The organism is Arthrobacter castelli DSM 16402 (assembly GCF_000430705.1).
GTDB lineage: Bacteria > Actinomycetota > Actinomycetes > Actinomycetales > Micrococcaceae > Arthrobacter_C > Arthrobacter_C castelli.
In genome coordinates this window covers 1-1,154 of record NZ_AUMN01000052.1, presented here as the reverse complement: position 1 = coordinate 1,154, position 1,154 = coordinate 1, and the positions used below count along the sequence as shown (strand labels likewise).

Genomic DNA, 1,154 nt, shown 5'->3' with positions numbered 1-1,154 from the left:
GGGCGAAGCTGGGAATTTAAGCCCCAGTAAACGGCGGTGGTAACTATAACCATCCTAAGGTAGCGAAATTCCTTGTCGGGTAAGTTCCGACCTGCACGAATGGAGCAACGACTTCCCCGCTGTCTCAACCATAAACTCGGCGAAATTGCATTACGAGTAAAGATGCTCGTTACGCGCAGCAGGACGGAAAGACCCCGAGACCTTTACTATAGTTTGGTATTGGTGTTCGGTGTGGCTTGTGTAGGATAGGTGGGAGACGTCGATATTCACACGCTAGTGTGGGTGGAGTCATCGTTGAAATACCACTCTGGTCATACTGGATATCTAACTTCGGCCCGTAATCCGGGTCAGGGACAGTGCCTGATGGGTAGTTTAACTGGGGCGGTTGCCTCCTAAAGAGTAACGGAGGCGCCCAAAGGTTCCCTCAGCCTGGTTGGCAATCAGGTGGCGAGTGTAAGTGCACAAGGGGGCTTGACTGTGAGAGTGGCAGCTCGAGCAGGGACGAAAGTCGGGACTAGTGATCCGGCGGCACATTGTGGAATGGCCGTCGCTCAACGGATAAAAGGTACCTCGGGGATAACAGGCTGATCTTGCCCAAGAGTCCATATCGACGGCATGGTTTGGCACCTCGATGTCGGCTCGTCGCATCCTGGGGCTGGAGTTGGTCCCAAGGGTTGGGCTGTTCGCCCATTAAAGCGGTACGCGAGCTGGGTTTAGAACGTCGTGAGACAGTTCGGTCCCTATCCGCTGCGCGCGTAGGAAATTTGAGAAGGTCTGTCCTTAGTACGAGAGGACCGGGACGGACGAACCTCTGGTGTGTCAGTTGTACTGCCAAGTGCACCGCTGATTAGCTACGTTCGGGATGGATAACCGCTGAAAGCATCTAAGTGGGAAGCCGGCTTCAAGATGAGATTTCCACAGGCATTGTGCCTGGGAGGCCCCCAGCCAGACCACTGGGTTGATAGGCCGGACGTGGAAGCAAGGACTAAAGACTTGTGAAGCTGACCGGTACTAATAGGCCGACAACTTACACCACACCACCCCCCTCTCTTTGTGGGTTGGTGGTGTTCAAACCCAAGTATGCTCATGCGTCCACTATGTGGTTCCCGACCAACAAACCCGGCCGGGAACACACTTGATAAACGAATATTGAT

General features: G+C 54.0%; 1 rRNA gene. It reads left to right on the top strand.

What is annotated here, in order from left to right:
- Positions 1-1,036, top strand: a 23S ribosomal RNA gene (locus H535_RS0121650); the annotation flags it as partial.
- Between the last annotated feature and the right edge of the window lie 118 nt (positions 1,037-1,154).